Here is an 18,407-nt window from a genome sequence, read left to right as displayed (position 1 = left end):
GAGTCGGCCCGGGTCAGGTGGAGTCGCGGTGCACCACCGAGGCGCCGAGCAGTTCGTGCGTGCCGGGCAGGGCGCCGGGTTCGCGGACCGCGTTGTCGACCAGTTCGGCGAGGTCGCGGCCGGACGGCAACTGGATGTGGACGGTGCTCAGGCGCGGGCGCAGCAGCCGGCCGATCATCAGGTCGTCGGCACCGATCACGGCCGTGTCCTCAGGGATGCGGATGCCCTCGTCCTGGAGGGCGCGCATCAGCAGCATCGCGTACTCGTCGTTGTACGCGAACACGGCGTCGAGGCCGAGCGCGCGCCAGCCCGCGGCCACCTTGGCGGCGCTCTCCTCGCTGTAGGCGAGCGGGAGTTCGGTCACCGTGGCGTCCGTGTCGAGCAGGGCGCGGCGCACTCCTTCGAGGCGGGGCCGGGAGAAGGCCTCCAGTCCGGGCTCCTCGGGCACGACCACACCGATCCGGCGCCGGCCGCGGGCGTGCAGATGCGTGCCGGCGCGATGGCCGACGCTCACATGGTCCAGGAGGAGGGCGTGGGCGCCCTCGACCCGCTCGGGGCCGAGCGTGAGGACGGCCCGGGCGCCGGAGCGCTTGAGGACGGCGACGCCCTGCGGGCCGAGTCCGGCGCCGGGCACCAGGACGGCGACCGGGCGGAGTTCGGCCCAGGCGCGGGCGGCCTCGTCGCCGTGCAGCCCGACTGAGCCGTGCTGCACGACCGTGTAGTCGAGGCGGCTGAGCGCCCACTGGAGTTCGGCCATGAACTGGCTGTAGAGCAGTCCCACCGGCACGTTCGGCGCCGGCATCAGCACCATCCGGCTGTGCCCGGCGCGCAGGCTGCGGGCCGCCGCGTGCGGGACGTACCCGAGTTCCTTGGCGGCCTCGTGGACGCGACGGCGGGTGGGTTCGCTGATCCGTACGGCGCTGGTGTTGTTGAGGACGTAGGAGACGGTCGCGCGTGAGACGCCGGCCAGGCGGGCCACATCGGCGCTCGTGGGCACGGAGCGCGGTGCGGGCGACAAAGCTGCGGGCGTTTTCGGTATCTGCACCATGACGTACGGCATCTTGACAGAAGCCGGGGCCGAAGAGTGCGGCGGGGGAACGGCCGTCACGAGAGCAGCATGGTCCGGTATTTTACGAACATGTTCGTCACGAACTTGTTCGGAGCGAACATGTTCGCTACCGTGGAGGCATGACAGCTCGCCCCGACACCCCGCGCAGCCGCCGTGACCGACCGGCGAAACCCGCCCTGAGCAGGGAGGGCATCGTCGCCACCGCTGTGACGGTCCTCCGCACGGAGGGCCTGAACAAGGTCACCATGCGGCGCCTGGCCCAGGAGCTCGACACCGGTCCGGCCTCGTTGTACGTGTACGTCCGCAACACCGCGGAGCTGCACGCCGCGGTCCTGGACGAGCTGCTCGGCACGATCGGGCCCGCGCCCACCGAGGGTTCCTGGCGTGAGCGGCTCGAGCAGATGCTCACGGCGTACACCGCGATGCTCTTCGAGCACCCGAGCCTCGCCCGTTCGGCACTGACGGCCTGGCCCAGCGGCCCGCACTACCTGAACCTGATCGAGACCCTGCTGGCGCTGCTCGACGAGGGCGGTGTCCCACCGGCGCAGGCCGCGTGGGGTGTGGACCTGCTGCTCCAGCAGGCGACCGCGACGGCCGCCGAGCACTCGGCCGACGACACCGACCGCGACGACTGGGACGCCCTGACCGACGCCGTGCGCACCGCGTCCGACCGGACCCACCCGCACATCGCGGCCCGCTCCGGCGAACTGCTCGCGGGGGCGCCCGAGGCCCGCCTGTCGTGGCGGTTCCAGGCACTGATCAACGGGATCGAGCGGACCGCCGTCCCTCCCAACTGACGCCGTTTCCCGGCCACTTCGCTTCAAGGAGGCCCATCATGACCACCCCCCATCACACCGTCGCGATCATCGGCGGCGGACTCGGCGGGCTCACGCTCGCCCGGGTCCTGCACGTCAACGGCATCGAGGCGGCCGTCTTCGACCTCGACGCCTCCCCCGCCGCGCGCACCCAGGGCGGCATGCTCGACATCCACCACGACTCGGGCCAGCCGGCGCTGCGCGCTGCGGGCCTGTACGAGGAGTTCCGCGCGCTGGTGAACCCGGGCGGCGAGGCCACGCGCGTCCTCGACCGGGCCGGCACGGTCCTCCTGGACGACCCCGACGACGGCACCGGCGGGCGCCCCGAGGTCGACCGCGGCCAGTTGCGCGATCTGCTGCTCGGCTCGCTGCCCGAAGGCACCGTCCGCTGGGGCGCGAAGGTCACCGGCGCCCGCCCGCTCGACGCCGGCCGGCACGAGGTGACACTCGCGGACGGCACCTCCTTCACCACCGATCTGCTGATCGGCGCGGACGGCGCCTGGTCCAGGGTGCGGTCCCTGCTGTCGGACGCGAAGCCCGCGTACACCGGCATCTCGTTCGTCGAGGTGGACCTGCCGGACGCCGATCTGCGGCATCCCGTGAGCGCCGAGGTCGTCGGCGGCGGCATGATGATGGCGCTCGGTGCGGGCAAGGGCTTCCTGGCCCACCGCGAGACCGACGGGAGCCTGCACATCTACGTGGCGCTCGCCGTCCCCGAGGACGCGTTCGACGGCGTCGACTTCACGGACACCGAGGCGGCGAAGGCGTACACCCTGGAGCACTTCGCGGACTGGGACAAGAGCCTGCGGGCGCTGCTCGCCGACGCGGACGGGCCGTTGACCCCGCGGCAGATCCACGCGCTGCCGATCGGGCACCGCTGGGATCGGGTGCCCGGGGTGACGCTGCTGGGCGACGCGGCCCATCTGATGTCGCCGTTCGCGGGTGTGGGCGCCAACCTGGCCATGCTCGACGGGGCCGAACTGGGCCAGGCGCTGGCCGCGCACCCGGGCGACACCGAGGCCGCGCTGGCCGCGTACGAGGAGAAGCTGTTCCCGCGCAGCGAGGAGTCGGCGGCGGAGTCCGCGGCGAACGGGGTGCTGATGTTCCGCGAGGACGCCCCGCAGGGCATGCTCGACCTGTTCGCCTCTTTCGGCTGAGCCGGAATCAGCAGGGCGACGGCGTACGGGTCACGCGCGCGACGAGGTCGGTCCAGCCGGCCTCCAGCCGCTCCATGGGCATGTCGCACTGCCGGGCCAGATGATTGATCAGGGCGGGGTCGAGATACGCCATGAGCGTCTGGGAGAGCAGCTCACAGTCGGCGTCCGGCACGATCTGCCGCAGCAGCATCATGACGTGGGTGTGCAGCGCCCGGAGCGCGGAGTGGGCGAACTTGCGGGTGGGCTCCGGCTGGGCGGCCAGTTGCAGGTCCAGATGCTCGGCATGGCGGTGCAGCACCTCCACGCCGAAGGCGCGCAGCCGCTCGACCGGTGGGGCTCCCGGGCCCAGCGGGGGCGGGCCGCCGATGAAGTCGGCCTGGAGCGTCTGCGCGGAGTGGTCGAGCAGCGCCATCAGCAGGCCGGTGCGGTCGCCGAAGCGGCGGAACACCGTTCCCTTGCCGACCTGGGCGGCGGCGGCCACCGCCTCCATGGTGACGCCGGCCACTCCGTGCTCCGCGATCAGCCGGGCGGCGGCCTCCAGCAGCTTGGCGCGGTTGCGGGCCGCGTCGGCGCGCAGGCAGGGCTCGTCGGTGAAGGAGCGGACCTCCAGCAACTGGGGTTCGCTTATGGACTCCTCGGGCTTCGGGAAGGGTGGCAGGGCGCTGGACATGAAGACAGCGTAAAGCACTCGGAACAAAACTGGACCGCGGTCCGCTTAGCCTGGTACAACTTTTAAGCGGACCTCGGTCCGGATCGTAACGGCAGTGTTTCAGCCCCCCTCTTGGAGTCCCCATGTCTGTTCGTATCCTCGCGCTCGTCGGCAGCCTGCGTGCCGGCTCGCACAACCGCCAGCTCGCCGAGGCCGCCGTGAAGTTCGCGCCCGAGGGCTCCGACATCGAGATCTTCGAGGGTCTCGCCGACATCCCGTTCTACAACGAGGACATCGACGTCGAGGGCGACGTCCCGGCCGCCGCCGCCAAGCTGCGCGCCGCCGCCGGTGCCGCGGACGGGTTCCTCTTCTTCTCCCCCGAGTACAACGGCACCATCCCGGCCGTCCTGAAGAACGCCATCGACTGGCTGTCCCGCCCCTACGGCGCCAGCGGCTTCGGTGGAAAGCCGGTCGTCGTGGTCGGCACCGCCTACGGCCAGTTCGGCGGCGTGTGGGCGCAGGACGAGGCCCGCAAGGCCGTGGGCATCGCCGGCGGCAAGGTGATCGAGGAGCTCAAGCTCTCGATCCCCGGTTCCGTGGTCCGCTTCGCCGAGACCCACCCGTCCGAGGACGCCGAGGTCGTCGCCCAGTTGACCGAGGTCCTCTCCCAGCTCAAGGGCCACGCGGGCGAGGCCGTCGCCGCCTGATCGAAGCACCCCGCCGCACCGTGAAAGGGGCCGGAGTTGACATCGACTCCGGCCCCTTTCCCGTCAGTTCACGTCAGTCCAGTTCGGCCAGGCGCGGTACCGCCGGGGCCACGAACCGCTCGATCCACTCGGCCGGTTCGCCGGTGCGCGGGCCCAGGATCACCGTGTCGATCCCCAGCTTCGTGAAGCCGTTGATCTCCCGCAGGAACGCGTCGGTGTCCCCCGTCGTGACCGACTCGCCGCCGTGGACGATCGTCTTGCGGATACGGTCGTAGTCGCGTCCCAGCCTGTCGCAGTGACCGCGCAGCACGTCGAGCTTGTGCCGCAGTTCCTCCGGTGTCGACACGATCAGGTTGCAGGCGTCGGCGTACTGGGCGACCATGCGCAGCGTCTTCTTCTCGCCGCTCCCGCCGATCATGATCTCGGGGTGCGGGCTGCTGACCGGCGCGGGCACGCACAGGGTCTCGGCCAGCCGGTAGTGCTTGCCCTCGAAGGGGCCGTTCGCCTCCGGGTCCCACATCTGCAGACAGATCCGCAGGGTCTCCTCCAGCCGCTCGAAACGCTCCGCGACCGGCGGGTAGTGCACGCCGAGCCCGTGGTGCTCGCGGTCGTACCAGGCCGCCCCGATGCCCAGCGTGGCCCGGCCGCCGGAGAGTACGTCGAGCGTGGTGGCGATCTTCGCGAGCAGCCCCGGATTCCGGTACGTCACACCGGTCACCAGCGCGCCGAGCTGGACCGTGGAGGTGCGGCCGGCCAGGAACCCCAGCGTCGTGTAGGCCTCCAGCATGGCGTCCTCGGCGCCGCCGTTGAACTCCATCTGGAAGTAGTGGTCCATCACCGAGAGCCAACTGACGCCCGCCGCCTCGGCCGCGGCGCCCGCCGCGGCCAGCTCGGGCCCGATCGCCGCCGGCCCTCCGGGATGGTTGAACCGGTTGATGTGTACGCCGACCCGCATGCCCGACTCCGTTTCACAGTTCGCCCGGACCTTCGCCTTCCCTCGTGACGGTAGGCCTTCGAGCGTTCTCGAAGTCAAGCGCTCTGCGTCCTCGTGGCCCGCAGGCTGGTGAAGGTCGTGACGGCCAGGACGAGCACGATGAAGCCGAGGGAGAAGGGGATGGAGATCTGCGGGACGTGCACCCCGGACTCGTGCAGGGCGTGCAGCACCAGTTTGACGCCGATGAAGCCGAGGATGATCGACAGGCCGTAGCTGAGGTGGACGAGCTTCTTCAGCAGGCCGCCGATGAGGAAGTACAACTGGCGCAGGCCCATCAGGGCGAAGGCGTTGGCGGTGAAGACGATGTACGGGTCCTGGGTGAGGCCGTAGATCGCGGGGATGGAGTCGAGCGCGAAGAGCACGTCGGTGGAGCCGATGGCGAGCATCACGACCAGCATCGGGGTCATGATCCGCTTGCCGTTCTCCGTGATGAACAGCTTGGTGCCGTGGTAGCGGTCGGCCACGCCGAAGCGGCGCTCGGCGATCTTGAGGAGCTTGTTCTCCTCGTAGTCCTCCTCGTGTCCGCCCTTGCGGGCGTCCTGGACGAGCTTCCACGCGGTCCAGATCAGGAAGGCGCCGAAGAGGTAGAACACCCAGGAGAACGTGGAGATGATCGCGGCGCCGGCGGCGATGAAGCCGGCGCGCAGCACCAGGGCGATGAGGACGCCGACCATCAGGACGCGCTGCTGGTACTGCGAGGGCACCGCGAACTTGCCCATGATCAGCACGAAGACGAAGAGGTTGTCGACGCTCAGCGACTTCTCGGTGATGTACCCGGCGAAGAACTCCCCGGTCGGTCCGCTCCCGCCGTAGAAGAGCAGTCCGAGTCCGAACAGGCAGGCCAGGACGACCCAGGCCACGGTCCAGACGCCGGCTTCCTTGATGGAGACGTCGTGGGGTTTGCGGCCGATGAGGAAGTCGACTCCGACGAGTGCGCACAGGGCGGCGACCGTCAGCAGCCAGCCGGTCAGGGAGATGTTCACGGGTGGTGCTCCTGGTGCGGGAGTGGGGGGAGGTGGTTAGTGGCATGGATGGGGTGATCCATGAGGGTTTGGACATCGTTGTCGGCGCGAGGGATCACTTCCACGTCCCGCAGGTGAACAACAGATCACGTCCTGGCAAGGCACCCGCCGTCCGGCGGAGAGGTTCCGCCGGACGGCGGTGGGCGGATCCGGGGCCCACGCGCGGAGGATGGCCGTACGAGCCGCAGCGCCCAGTGTCAGGAGAAGCGCATGACGTCGTCCGTCCCGCCCCCGCCCCCGTTCGACCCGGAACTCGCCGGGGCGCTGGAGTTGATCAAGGAGTTCATCTCACCGGGGATGTCTCTGGAGGACATCGAGGAGATCCGCCGGGGTCCGGGGATCACGCAGTTGGCCGAGATGGATCTGACCCTGGACGGGGCCTTCGCCGTCGAGGACAGGGAGGTGGCGGGACCGGTCGGGGAGCCCGACATCTCGCTGCTGATCTGCCGTCCGACCGCACCGGCGACGGCGGGCGCGCTGCCCGTCATCTATCACGTGCACGGCGGCGGGATGGTGCTCGGCGACAGGCGGGTCGGGGTGACCGGGGCGCTGGAGTACGCGCGGGAACTGGACGCGGTGGTCGTGTCGGTGGAGTACCGGCTGGCGCCCGAGCATCCGCATCCCGCGCCGATCGAGGACGTGTACGCCGGTCTGCTGTGGACGGCGGAGCACGCGAAGGAGATCGGGGGTGATCCGGAGCGGATCGTCGTCATGGGCGCGAGCGCCGGCGGCGGGCTGTCGGCGGCGCTGGCCCTGCTCACCCGGGACCGGGGCGGACCGCGTCCGATCGGGCAGTTGCTGCTGTGCCCGATGCTCGACGACCGCAACGACACTCCGTCCGCGCACCAGATGGTCGGCGTCGGCGTCTGGGACCGCACGGCGAACGAGACCGGCTGGACCGCCCTCCTCGGTGACCGACGCGGCGGCCCCGACGTGTCGCCGTACGCCGCACCGGCCCGCGCCGAGGACCTCACCGGCCTGCCTCCCGCCTTCCTCGACGTCGGCTCGGCGGAGACCTTCCGCGACGAGGTCGTCACCTACGCGTCCCGCCTCTGGCAGTCGGGCGGCATCGCCGAACTCCACGTCTGGCCCGGCGGCTTCCACGGCTTCGACGGCTTCGCCCCCCAGGCGGCCGTGTCCCAGGCGGCCCGGGCGGCCCATGTGAGCTGGCTGCGGCGGTTGTTCGCGACGGCTTGAGCGGAGCGGGCGGCTGCGGTGATGCCGGTGTGCCGTGGTGGCTCTGGTGAGTCGCCTCGGAGGCAGCGGGAAGGGGTGGCTCGGGGCGTTCGGCGGAGGTGACTGAAGGGGCGGCGACTCGGGGACGCGCTGAAGCCGATCCCGGGGCGGCTGGAAGTCGGGGGCGGCCGACACCGAAGCCAGCCCGCGCACGGTGCCCGCGTCCCATTGCCCTCGCTCCCCCTCCCGCCGGTTCCTCGGATGCCGATGGCGTCACCGCAGAACCGCGGCGACACGAGCGCGCCGTGCACGAGTGGGACACCTGCACGCCCTGCACGCCAGGAAGGCTCCTGCGCCGCTCCGAAGACAGCCCCCGTACACTCCCCCGCCCCCATCCCTCCTCTCCATCCGTTCCATGCCGCACCATGGGCATATGAAAGAGCTGGCCGGGCGCCTGACCGCGCTGGATCCGGACGCCGGTGCCGCCGTGCGGGTCATCGGGTACTTCGATCGGCTTGCCGAGTCGCGGGCAGGGCTTGAGGCGTTGGTGCGTGGGGCGGCGGTGCTGGCCGGGTGTGCCGCGCGGCTGGTCGACGCCGAGCGGCGGGTCCGGGTGCGGGTGGAGGCGGACGGTACGCGCAGGGACAGCGCGTCGGCGCCGGATCCCGCCTGGCCGTCGGCCGCGCTGACGCCGGGCGGGGTGTCCGCGCTCTGGCTGGAGCGTACGGCGCAGGCGGCGCCCAGTGTCGTCGACGCGGTGATCCTGGAGCGCGCGGCCGGTGCCGTACGGATCGTGCTCGATCGCACCCGGGGCCGTGTTCCCCTCGACGACCCCGAGTCGATCGAGACCCTTCTCGACGCGACGGCACCCGAGGCGGCCCGGCTGCACGCGGCCCGCCGTCTCGGCCTCGACCCGGCCGACCCCACGACCCGGGCCAGGGTCGTCGCCCCGCTCGACGGACCGCCCCGGGTCGTCGCCGCGTCCCGGGACACCGCCGCACGGCCCGTCCCCCTCGCCCCGCACCCGGACGGTGATCCGCAGGCGGCCCCGGACCGTACCGGCGCCCAACCACCGCACACCGAGGTCGAGTTGCCCGCCGGACGACTGGGCATCGGGCCCGCCGTCCCGGTACTGGAGCTGCCCCGCTCCTGGGCCGCCGCCCGCACCGCCCTCCGTTTCACCTCCGACGGCAGCGCACAGGACCCCGGCCGGCGCGTCGTGCACGCCGACGAACTCGGCGGCATCGCCCTCCTCGCCGAACTCGTCGCACCGGGCGCCGAACCACCCCCCGACGTCCACGACGTGGAAACCGCGGCGGCGAACGCCCCCTGGCTGCTGGCCACGCTGAACGCCGTCGCCACCACCACGAGCCTGCGCGCGGCGGCCACCGAGATCAACGTCCACCATTCCACGCTCCAGGACCGGTTGACCCACGCGGAGTCACTGCTGGGCTGGCCGGTGCGGACTCCGCAGGGGCGACTACGGCTCCAACTGGCCCTGACCATGCGGCATTTGGCGCGGCCGTAGGGCATCGCCGGCAACCACGGCGGTCACCGTCGTCGGCGGGCGGAGGGAATCGGTCTCCCGTCTGGCCCGTAGCATTCGCCGTCGTCCCCCTGGGCCCTCGCCCCGAGCCCGAGCCCGAGCCCGAGCGCCCGTCCGGTCCGCCGCATCTTGGCGATCAGCGGATCGCTCGGATTCTTCACCCTGATCTCGCCCCCCGTCCCAGTACAACGCGGTCCCGAACCGCGTCTCGTCGGGACGCGTGTTCAGCAGCGCGGACCGCCGCACGGGACCGGTCCAGCCCAACGGGGCCGGGATCATGGACGGTTCGGCGCCGGACGCCACAACCGCTTCCCACTCGTCGGCCGTGATCTCCGGTCCGTCCTCGTCCCACCGGTCCACGCGCCGGGTGAGGTGAATGTCGTGGCCCATGGTCCCGGACCGTATCCCCCCGCACTGACAACAAACGGGCACGCAACGGGACTTGGCCATCCGCCGGTCACCCGGAATTCCAGATTCAGTGCGGCTGAGGGGGAGTCACAGCAAGCGCTTGTCGCTACATTTTGCCGTGACCGCCGCACCACCTCACCCTCCCCCTCTGTCACTCCGCAGGAGGCACTTCCCCATGCGCAGACTTCTCGCCTGTCTGGTGGCCGCAGCCGCGGCCCTCGGCGGGATCACGGTGGCCGCCGCGACACCGGCCGCCGCCGCAACGTCGGGCAGCTTCAGCGTGCTCACGTACAACGTCGCCGGGTTGCCGGAGTGGTTGTCCAGTGCCTCGACGCCGCGCGACACGAGCACCACCGAGATCGGCACGCGCATCGCCCCGTACGACATCGTGAACGTGCAGGAGGACTTCAACTACCACGCCTACCTGTACTCCACCGACACCCACCCCTACCGCACGGCGACCAGCGGCGGCGCGGGCATCGGCAGCGGGCTCAACACCGTCTCCAACTACGCCTGGGACGGCGACGACTTCGAGCGGGTCGGCTGGAACTCCTGCCAGGTCGACTCGGGCGACTGCCTGACCCCCAAGGGCTTCACGTTCATGCGTGAGCGCCTCTCCGAGGGCGTGTACGTCGACTTCTACAACCTGCACACCAACGCGGGCACGAACGACGGCGACGAGGCCTCCCGCGCGGACAACCTCAACCAGCTCACCTCGTTCATCGGCACCCACTCGGCGGGCAACGCCGTCGTGGTGATGGGTGACACGAACACCCGCTACACCCGCACCGCCGACACGATCGCGGAGTTCGGCGCGGCCAACGGTCTCACCGACGCCTGGGTCAAGGTGATCCGCGGCGGCGTCGCGCCGGCCAAGGGCAGCGACACGCTGTTGTGCGACCAGACCGGGGCCACCGTGCCCAACACCTGCGAGGTCGTGGACAAGGTCCTCTACCGCAGCAGCAAGCTGGTGACGCTCAACGCGACCTCGTACAACAACGAGCACGCCAAGTTCCTGACCTCGGACGGGCTGATGCTCTCCGACCACGACCCGATCACGGTCGGCTTCACCTGGTCGCAGAGCGCGGACTTCCAGCTCAGCGACCAGTTCGGCGGCCCGCACGGCGACTACTACCAGGACATCCCCAGCGTCCCGGCCGCCGCCCGCGCCACCAAGATCTCGCTGCGCGCCGGCTCCCGCGTCGACCAGGTCGGCGTCACCCTCGCGAACGGGACCACGCTCACCCACGGCGGCACGGGCGGCACCGCGTCCTCGCTGACGCTGGGCAGCAGTGAGTACGTGACGTCTGCGTACCTGTGCGAGGGCAAGTACAGCGACACCACGCGGATCTTCTACGCCAAGTTCACCACCAACCTGGGCAACACCCTGGCCGGTGGCACCACCACCTCGGACTGTGTGACCCGCACCGCCCCGTCCGGCTGGCAGATCGCCGGCTTCCACGGACGCTCCGGCGACGAGGTGGACAAGGTCGGCTTCATCTACACGAAGCGCTGACCCCGTCGCCGTAGCGGCGAAGTGGCAAGCACCGTACGACAGTTCACACCAGCCGGATCATCCGCCGCCGCGGGTGGTCCGGCTCGGTGCGCCCCGGCCGCGCTAGGCGAACGCCAGGGGCACCAGGCGTCCGCGGGAGATGAGTGAGGTGGCCTGCTTCAAGGTGTGGACGCGGATGCTCACGCCGTAGCCGTCGATCCCCGGGACGGCGGCGACCTTCGTGGTCAGGTAGTGGTACAGGTCCTCGTTGTCGCGGCAGACCGCGACCACCATGATGTTGGAGTCGCCGCTGATGGCGGCGGCGAAGGCGACCTCGTCGTGGCCCGCGATTTCCTCGCCGACGCGTTCGAGGCGGGCGGGGGCGACGCGCAGCCACAGGGTGGCGTTGAGCGCGAACCCCAGGCGTGCGGCGAGCAGTTCGACGTCGTAGAGGAGAGCGCCCGAACTCTCCAGGGCGTCCAGGCGGCGGGCGACGCGGGCCGTGGACCAGCCGGTGACGTCGGCGAGCTGGGTGTGGGTGGCGCGGCCGTCCTCCGCTAGCGCGTCGAGGAGGGGGGTGTCCTCCTCGGTGAGGCGTACGGGTGGTCCGGTAGGGGTCAACGGCCGCTCGCCGACGAGGAGTTGGATCTGCTCGGGCGTGAGCCGGCCACCGTGGCCCGTCCAGTCGCTTCTGCCGGACGTGCCGAAGGGATGGATGAGCAGGTCGATGCTCACGTCCAGCACCGAGGCGGACCTGGGCAGTTGGCGCAGCAGGACGTCGTCGCGCGGCACCTGGACCGGCGCGCTGATGACACAGATGATCTCCGAACCGCCGGACGCGAGGCCCGCGTAGGCGATGTCGGGCCGGCGGGCGAGCGCGTCGGCGAGCAGGCCGACCCGGTCGGGGCGGCAGCGGATCCGGGCGATCCAGCGCGCGTCACCGTGAACGGCGGGGTCGACCAGGCCGACCACCCGCATCACCCCGGAGCGGCGCAGGGCGTGGAAACGACGGGCGGCGGTCTGCTCCGAGACCCCGGCCACCTCGCCGATCAGCCGGAACGAGGCGCGCGGCGCGCACTGCAGTGCGCGGAGGATTTTCCCGTCGACTTCGTCTGTCATGAGGGAAGTCTGACATCAGCCAGGAACTGGATGGAGGTTTCTGATCGCTTCTCGGTCGTGCGTTGGTGATTGTCCATGCTGGGGCTGATCCTGAGGCGCATGCCTGTTCGAGGGCATCGCGCTGAACAAGGAGAGTTCCCCGTGAACGTCACGACCCCGGCGAGCGGTCGGCCCGACCGGCGGGCGGCCACCCTCGTCATGGCCTGCCTCGGCGTCTTCGTCGCCTACTTGCCGGTGACCACGGTCGCCGTGAGCCTGCCCGCCATCCAGTCGGCGCTGAACGCGTCGACCGCCCAACTGTCCTGGGTCCAGGACGCGTTCGTCCTGCCCATGGCCGCGTTCATCCTCACCGCCGGTGTCTTCGGCGATGTGCACGGACGCAAGAAGGTGTTCCAGGCGGGCCTGCTGTTCGCCGCCGCCGGCGCGGCCGTGGCGCTGTCCGCGCAGTCGGTGCAGGTGCTGTGGATCGGCCAGGCACTCGCCGGGCTCGGCGCGGCGACCCTGCTCCCGACCACGCTGGCACTGATCAGCCACGCGGTGCCCGACCACCGGGAGCGCGGCAGGTTCATCGGCCTGTGGGCGACCGCACTGATGGCCGCGCTGGCCCTCGGCCCGCTGATCGCCGGCGTCATCCTCGACCACACCACCTGGCGCTGGATCTACCTGATCTCCGTGCCCGTCCCGCTGATCGCGCTGGTCGTCGCCGCCCGTCTGCTGCCCGACTCGCGGGCCCCGCACGGACGGAAGCTGGACTGGCCCGGCCAGCTCACCGCGACCCTCGCCATCACCGCGCTGGTCTACGGCGTGATCGAGGGCGGCGCCGGTTCCTTCACGGACGCCAAGGTCATGGTGGCGCTGTTCACGGCGGTGGTCGGCGGGGTCGCGTTCGTGCTCGCCGAGCGGCGCAGTGCCAGTCCGATGCTGGATCTGACGCTGTTCCGCAGCCCGGCGTTCACCGCCACCACGCTGGTCGCGATGATCACCTTCCTGGCGCTGATCGGCTTCTTCTTCCTGCTCAGCCTCTACTTCGGCCTGGTGCAGCAGCTCGACACGCTCCAGGCGGCCTGGCGGCTGTTCATGGTCACCGCGGCGGCGATCGTGGTCGGCCAGCCGGTCGGGCGGCTGATGCACCGGGTCGCCCCGCGCGTCCTGATCACGGGTGGCCTGCTGGTCATCTCCGGTGCGCTGTTCTCACTGACCGGCGTCGAGGCCGGCACGTCGTTCGGGTCCATCGCCTGGCGGCTGGCGCTGCTCGGCCTGGGCATCGGGACCGTCCTGACGCCGATGACCGCGACCGCCGTGGCCTCCGTGCCGTATCAGCAGGCGGGCATGGCGGCGGCGGGCAACAACGCGTTCCGGCAGGTCGGCGGCGCGCTCGGCCCGGCCGTCCTGGGCGCCCTGCTCTCCACCAAGGCGCTGGACACCCTGCCGGGCCACCTGACCGACGCCGGGGTGACGGGCGCGACCCAGCGGAACATCGTCGCCACCGCCGACGCGAACGGTCTGGGCGCCGTCGCCCACATGGACCTCGGCGCGAACACCGGGCGCGCACTGGGTGCGCTGGGCGACTCGTTCCTGGACGGCATGCGCCTGTGCCTGGTCGTGGCCGGGTCGCTGACTCTCCTCGCCGCGCTGGTGTGCGTCCTGCTGCTGCGCCCGCGACAGGCAGCCGTGTCTACGACGACTGCGGTGGCCGGTGCGGACACCGCCGGGAAGGCTCCAACAGCGGTCGCTGTAGCGGCGGTCGACCAGACGCCGAGCCGCTGAGAAACCGAACCGCTGAACGGCTGAGGCGCGAACTACCCACGGGCGGGGCTCACTTGGCACGTCGTGCCGGAGCCCCGCCCGCTGCCGTCTTAGATCGACACGGCGACGGCGGTGAACGTCGTGTCGGGTGCCTGCGGGCTGGTGAAGCGGGCGTTGACGAGATAGAGCCGGTTGCCGAAGCGGGCGGCGGTCGTCGGGACGTCGAAGCCCGGATCGGTGATCGTACGGCGCAGGGTCGCGGTGGTGACCTTGGCGTCGAGGTCGAACACGCTGATCCGGTTCAGCCGGTTCTGGACGACGTACAGCGTCCGGCCGATCCGGAACAGACCGTCCCCGTTGACCACGTCCGACGCACCGCTCAGGGCGATCTCCGTGGCGTAGCCGGTCTTCAGGGACACGTTGTAGAGCTTGCCCGGGCTGCTGCTGACCACGATCAGGCCGTGCCCGTCCGGGGTGCCGACAATGCCGTTCGCGTTGTTCACGCCCGGGGTCTGCACCCAGTCTCCGGTGAGCGGCAGGGCGGTGACCTCGCCCGTACGGCCGCGCGGTACGCCGTAGAGCACCGCGTCGAGCGAGTCGGTGAACCAGGCGCGGTCGCCGAGCAGGGTGACGTCGTTGATGAAGTGGCCGGTGGACGGCGTGAGTTGATAACTCGTCAGGACGTCACCGGTGCGGGAGTCGACGACTCTGGCGACCCCGGTGCTGCCGGCGACGTACAGCAGGCCGTCGTGGTCCAGCTTCAGCCCGACCGAGACCAGGCCGGTGGCGCCCGCGGACAGGATCTCCCCCTCACCGGTGCGCAGGTCGGTGCGGAGGATGGCGCCGTTGGCACGGGAGCCCATATAGGCGTACGGCCTGCTGCCGATGGCTATGCCCTCGGGGAGGAAGCCGTTGGGAAGCGAGAACACCGTCGGCCAACTGGCGGGGGCAGTGGACGAGTTGGCGCTCGCCGTGCCGGTGCCGGTCGCCACGGCGAGGGCGGTCAGGGCGGCGCCGCCGAGCAGGGCGCGCCTGGTGGTGTGGGGGTGTGCGTGGGGGTGGATCCGGGTCATCGCTCTGGCCTCCGGGGACGAGTGGGGGTGAACGGGGGCTGGTGGAACGGTGGTTGGGCGAACTCGGGGACTCGGGCGAGCCCTGGGGATCGGACCCTGAGGCTCGGGGCTCGGGTGAAATCCTCTTCAACTCCGCCCCAAGGTCAGGTATTTGCGTAACGGCCCATCACTCCCCGGAGTTCCCACGCGCCCCACCCGCACCCGCACCCGCATGCTCAACCTCGGATTCCCCACGCTCCGCCGGTACGCCCTTCTCCTGAACGACCTTCTGGAGGCTGCTCCCTTCGACGTCCAGGTCGGGCAGAAGCCGGTCCAGCCACGCCGGCAACCACCAGGCGCCCCGCCCCGCGAGGGCAAGCACCGCCGGTACGAGCGTCATGCGGACGGCGAAGGCGTCAATGGCCACGCCCACGGCCAGGGCGAACGCGATGGGTTTGATGAGGGAGTCGTCCAGCGGGAAGAACCCGGCGAAGACGGTGAACATGATCAGGGCGGCGGCGGTGACGACCCGCACGCTGTGCCACGCGCCGTCGACGACGGACTGCCGGGCCCGGCCGGTGTGGGCCCACTCCTCGCGCATCCCGGAGACGAGGAACACCTCGTAGTCCATGGCCAGTCCGAACAGCACGCCGATCAGGATGATGGGCAGGAAGCTGACGACCGGGCCGCTGTGCGGCACACCGAGGACGTCGGCCAGCCAGCCCCATTGGAAGACGGCGACGACCAGGCCGAGCGATGCCCCCACCGAGAGCAGGAAACCGACGGCGGCCTTGACCGGGATGACCAGCGACCGGAACACCGTCATCAGCAGGAGCAGGCTGAGGCCGACGACGATGGCGACGAAGGGCAGCAGGGAGTCGCTGAGACGGTTGGAGACATCGATGTTGACGGCGGTGGTGCCGGTGACCGCGATGGAGGCGCCGGCGGTGGCACGGAGGCCGGGCGCGGCCTCGCGGATCTCGCGGACCAGTCGGTCGGTGCGGACGCTGTCGGGGCCGGAAGCGGGCAGGACGGTGATGACGCCCTGCGTCGGGTCGCTGGTGGGCTGGGGCGGCAGGACGGCCTTGACGTCCTTCAAGGTCCGCAGTTTCTCGGCCACTTGGGCGCCGGCTCGTGAACTCGCTTCGGTCGTACGGTCGTTGGTCTCGGCCAGCACGAGCAGGGAGCCGTTGAAGCCGGGGCCGAACTCGGCGCTGATCGTGTCGTAGGCGGTGCGCTGGGTGGAGGCGTGCGGGGCGGAGCCGTTGTCGGGAAGGGCCAGGCGCAGGTCGGCGGCGGGCAGCATGAGGGTGACCAGGATGCCCGTGACGGCCAGTACGGTCAGCAGCGGTTTGGCGATGACCCACCGCGTCCAGCGGGTGCCCAGCGTGGCGGGTCCGGTGGTTCCCTCGGCGTCGGCCGCCCGTCGGGCGGCGCGGCTGCCGGGCTTGGGGGCGAGCCGGGTACCGGCGAATCCCGCGATGGCGGGGACGAGGGTGATCGCGGCCAGCACGGCGATCAGGACGGCGCCGGCCGCACCTAGACCCATGGTGGTCAGGAACGGGATGCCGATGACGCTCAGCGCGGCGAGCGCGATGATCACGGTGGCGCCGGCGAAGACCACGGCACTGCCGGCCGTGCCGACGGCCAGTGCGACGGATTCCTTCGGGTCGATGCCACGGGCGAGTTGCTGTCGGTGGCGCGAGAGGATGAACAGGACGTAGTCGATGCCGACGGCCAGGCCCAGCATCAGGGCGAGCGTGACGGCCGTGGAGGAGATGCCGACCGCGGGCGCGAGAGCGAGCAGTCCGGTCAGACCGGCCGCCACCCCGATCAGCGCGGGCAGCAGTGCCATGCCGGCGGCCAGCAGCGAACCGAACGTGACGACGAGCACGAGCAGCGCCACGGCCACGCCGATGATCTCCGACGGGCCGACGTGAACTCCGTTGCTGCTGAAGACGGAGCCGCCCACCGACGTCCGCAGCCCGTCCTTCTCCGCAGCGCGGGCCGCGTCCCGGAGCGCGTCCACGGATGACGCCCGGACCTCCGCGGTCTGCACGCGGTAGTGGACCTGGACGATCGCCGTCGTCCGGTCGGCCGAGACGGCACCGGCGGTCCGGGGGTCGACGACCTCGCTGACCTGGGGCGCCTGTCCGGCTTCCGTGACAGTCCGGGCGATGACCGCCGCGTAGGGCGCCTCGGTGATCCGGTGCCCCTCCGGCGCCGTGAAGACGATCTGGGCGCTCGCGCCCGACGCCTCCGGAAGGGTCTTGCTCAGGCTGTCCAACGCGCGCTGCGACTCGGTGCCCGGTACCGAGAAGCGGTCGTCGAGCTTGCCACCGAAGACGCCGACGCAGGTGATGAGCGCGGCCAGCACGAAGAGCCATATACCCAGGACGAGCTTTCGGTGCCGGTAGGCGTTGTGGCCCAGCCGGTGCAACAGGACAGCCATGACGAACTCCCTCGAACGGTAGGCGGTGGGCCGACTTTATCACCTGCTCAAGTCGCTCGACCTAGTCCATGGACCGTGACGCCTGCCATTCCTGTGAAAGCCCCAGCTCAGATGCACGGTTCGAGTGACGGAATCATTCGACATTGTCGCCTGACCGTGTCGGCTGTAAGTTACTCGCCGACCCGTTCGGGGACGAGTTCCACCCGGGCTGCGGGCATGCGCGCGAACATGCGCGCCTCGGCTGACCGACCCCATGCGAAAGGGCGCACTCGCTCGATGCGAGTGCGCCCTTTGCGTGGAGTCGGTCAGCCTACGGGTACCGCCACCAGTTCCAGACGGCCCCCGGCCATCGCGACCACGGCGGACACGAAGGCCTGGAGGCAGGTGTGTTCGGCCTCCTCGTCGGGGAGCGCGAGGTGTTGCTGCGTGAGCCCGTCGAAACCGGCGAGGAAGAAGCGCGCGATCGTCTCGACGGGCTGGGCGAGAGGTTGGCCGGTGCGCTCGGCCGCCTCCGTGATGAGGCGGGCGGTCACCTCGGTCCATCCCCGGTAGTGGGTTTCGAGGGTCTCCCTCAGCGCGGGCGAGCGGAGCGCGAACATGCTCAGTTCCGTGAGGAGTTGATGGCTCTCGGGCTGCTCCCGAACCGTCCGCCACAGCGCGGCGGCCAGCGCGCTCGCCGTCTCCTCGAAGCCGCCGTCGGCGGGCGCCGCCCGCTCGACCTGGGCCACCAGATCCTGCGTGAGCTGGTCCATGACCGCGCGGTACAGCTCTTCCTTCGTACCGAAGGTGTAGTGCACCGTGGCCTGGGCCACTCCCAGCTCGGCGGCGATGGCACGCGTGCTGCCGGCCGCGACGCCCTCCCTCGTCATGAGGTCGATGGCCGCTTTGATCAACTGGGGGCGGCGCTCGGCCGCGGACACATGAGCCACGACCCCACTATAACGACTCAGTCTCACGAACCAGTCGTCCGATCAAGTCAGGCCTGCCCTCATCCGGACTT

15 protein-coding genes are annotated in these 18,407 nt (G+C 70.8%); 7 read left to right on the top strand and 8 right to left on the bottom strand.

Features of this window, described 5'->3' with window-relative positions; all coding sequences use genetic code 11:
* Positions 1 to 13: 13 nt before the first annotated feature.
* Positions 14 to 1,048 carry a LacI family DNA-binding transcriptional regulator gene (locus tag OG223_RS46600; protein WP_329262930.1) on the bottom strand — a complete coding sequence of 345 codons (1,035 nt, stop codon included), beginning with the start codon at positions 1,046 to 1,048 and terminating at the stop codon, positions 14 to 16.
* A 140-nt stretch (positions 1,049 to 1,188) separates the two neighbouring features.
* On the opposite strand from OG223_RS46600, the gene OG223_RS46595 reads away from it, so the two are divergent.
* Together OG223_RS46595 and OG223_RS46590 are read left to right on the top strand one after the other, a co-directional pair.
* Positions 1,189 to 1,866, top strand: coding sequence for a TetR/AcrR family transcriptional regulator (locus OG223_RS46595; protein ID WP_329262928.1), 678 nt, complete (start codon positions 1,189 to 1,191; stop codon positions 1,864 to 1,866).
* A gap of 38 nt (positions 1,867 to 1,904) precedes the next feature.
* Positions 1,905 to 3,041 carry an FAD-dependent oxidoreductase gene (locus OG223_RS46590; RefSeq protein ID WP_329262925.1) on the top strand — a complete coding sequence of 379 codons (1,137 nt, stop codon included), beginning with the start codon at positions 1,905 to 1,907 and terminating at the stop codon, positions 3,039 to 3,041.
* Between the two features lie 7 nt (positions 3,042 to 3,048).
* On the opposite strand, the gene OG223_RS46585 is transcribed toward OG223_RS46590, so the two are convergent.
* On the bottom strand, positions 3,049 to 3,729 hold the full coding sequence (locus OG223_RS46585; protein WP_329262923.1) for a TetR/AcrR family transcriptional regulator: 681 nt from the start codon (positions 3,727 to 3,729) through the stop codon (positions 3,049 to 3,051).
* A 104-nt stretch (positions 3,730 to 3,833) separates the two neighbouring features.
* Between OG223_RS46585 and OG223_RS46580 the strand changes: the two genes are divergently transcribed.
* Positions 3,834 to 4,397, top strand: coding sequence for an NAD(P)H-dependent oxidoreductase (locus OG223_RS46580; protein WP_200715715.1), 564 nt, complete (start codon positions 3,834 to 3,836; stop codon positions 4,395 to 4,397).
* Positions 4,398 to 4,470: 73 nt separating this feature from the next.
* On the opposite strand, the gene OG223_RS46575 is transcribed toward OG223_RS46580, so the two are convergent.
* Entirely contained in the window at positions 4,471 to 5,352 is an 882-nt protein-coding gene (locus OG223_RS46575) for an LLM class F420-dependent oxidoreductase (RefSeq protein ID WP_329262920.1), read from the bottom strand.
* Between the two features lie 74 nt (positions 5,353 to 5,426).
* Positions 5,427 to 6,374: a TerC family protein gene (locus tag OG223_RS46570; protein WP_329262917.1), complete on the bottom strand. Its 948-nt coding sequence runs from the start codon at positions 6,372 to 6,374 to the stop codon at positions 5,427 to 5,429.
* A 249-nt stretch (positions 6,375 to 6,623) separates the two neighbouring features.
* Between OG223_RS46570 and OG223_RS46565 the strand changes: the two genes are divergently transcribed.
* The 3 genes from OG223_RS46565 to OG223_RS46555 all read left to right on the top strand — a co-directional run bounded on the left by OG223_RS46565 (position 6,624) and on the right by OG223_RS46555 (position 11,059).
* Positions 6,624 to 7,610, top strand: a complete 987-nt coding sequence (locus OG223_RS46565; protein ID WP_329262915.1) for an alpha/beta hydrolase — start codon at positions 6,624 to 6,626, stop codon at positions 7,608 to 7,610.
* A gap of 412 nt (positions 7,611 to 8,022) precedes the next feature.
* Positions 8,023 to 9,117 carry a helix-turn-helix domain-containing protein gene (locus OG223_RS46560; protein WP_329262913.1) on the top strand — a complete coding sequence of 365 codons (1,095 nt, stop codon included), beginning with the start codon at positions 8,023 to 8,025 and terminating at the stop codon, positions 9,115 to 9,117.
* Positions 9,118 to 9,718: 601 nt separating this feature from the next.
* Positions 9,719 to 11,059, top strand: coding sequence for a jacalin-like lectin (locus OG223_RS46555; protein WP_329262910.1), 1,341 nt, complete (start codon positions 9,719 to 9,721; stop codon positions 11,057 to 11,059).
* Positions 11,060 to 11,161: 102 nt separating this feature from the next.
* On the opposite strand, the gene OG223_RS46550 is transcribed toward OG223_RS46555, so the two are convergent.
* Positions 11,162 to 12,157, bottom strand: a complete 996-nt coding sequence (locus tag OG223_RS46550) for an Lrp/AsnC family transcriptional regulator (protein WP_329262908.1) — start codon at positions 12,155 to 12,157, stop codon at positions 11,162 to 11,164.
* A gap of 141 nt (positions 12,158 to 12,298) precedes the next feature.
* On the opposite strand from OG223_RS46550, the gene OG223_RS46545 reads away from it, so the two are divergent.
* Positions 12,299 to 13,924 (top strand): MFS transporter, encoded by a 1,626-nt coding sequence (locus OG223_RS46545; protein ID WP_443073804.1) that lies wholly within the window; start codon positions 12,299 to 12,301, stop codon positions 13,922 to 13,924.
* An 89-nt stretch (positions 13,925 to 14,013) separates the two neighbouring features.
* On the opposite strand, the gene OG223_RS46540 is transcribed toward OG223_RS46545, so the two are convergent.
* From OG223_RS46540 to OG223_RS46530, 3 genes are all read right to left on the bottom strand, one after another.
* On the bottom strand, positions 14,014 to 14,976 hold the full coding sequence (locus OG223_RS46540) for an SMP-30/gluconolactonase/LRE family protein (RefSeq protein WP_329262905.1): 963 nt from the start codon (positions 14,974 to 14,976) through the stop codon (positions 14,014 to 14,016).
* A 166-nt stretch (positions 14,977 to 15,142) separates the two neighbouring features.
* Positions 15,143 to 17,407 (bottom strand): MMPL family transporter, encoded by a 2,265-nt coding sequence (locus OG223_RS46535; protein ID WP_329262903.1) that lies wholly within the window; start codon positions 17,405 to 17,407, stop codon positions 15,143 to 15,145.
* Positions 17,408 to 17,712: 305 nt separating this feature from the next.
* The gene (locus OG223_RS46530; RefSeq protein WP_329262901.1) at positions 17,713 to 18,336 is read right to left on the bottom strand and encodes a TetR/AcrR family transcriptional regulator; all 624 of its coding nucleotides are present in this window, start codon (positions 18,334 to 18,336) and stop codon (positions 17,713 to 17,715) included.
* Between the last annotated feature and the right edge of the window lie 71 nt (positions 18,337 to 18,407).

The organism is Streptomyces sp. NBC_01478, from assembly GCF_036227225.1.
Taxonomy (GTDB): domain Bacteria; phylum Actinomycetota; class Actinomycetes; order Streptomycetales; family Streptomycetaceae; genus Streptomyces.
Note: the sequence above shows the minus strand (reverse complement) of the source record. Positions and strands in the feature narration are given on the sequence as shown.